A 297-nucleotide genomic window follows, 5' to 3' on the forward strand; every position below is an offset into this window, starting at 1 on the left:
CTTCAGGAAAATGTTAACCAAGGTGACGGTTGAGACAGCTTTAAATGCTGAACTTGATGATCACCTTGGCTACGAAAAACACTCACCGACCAACGATAGTAATAGTCGAAATGGCTACTCTTCTAAGCGCCTACTTACTGACAATGGTGAGATCCAGCTAGAAATCCCTCGTGACCGTGACGCGTCTTTTGAACCCAAGCTCGTTCGTAAGCATCAAACTCGATTCCAATCGATGGACGACAAGATCTTAAGCTTGTATGCCAAAGGAATGACTACCCGAGAAATCGTCGCAACCTT

Annotated in this window: 1 protein-coding gene; it reads left to right on the plus strand. The window is 45.1% G+C overall.

What is annotated here, in order from left to right:
- On the plus strand, positions 1-297 hold a 297-nt coding region (locus tag EYW48_RS21705), incomplete at both ends, for a transposase (protein ID WP_277433105.1).

It is taken from the genome of Vibrio sp. 1180_3 (assembly GCF_029478545.1).
Taxonomy (GTDB): Bacteria; Pseudomonadota; Gammaproteobacteria; order Enterobacterales; family Vibrionaceae; genus Vibrio; species Vibrio aestuarianus.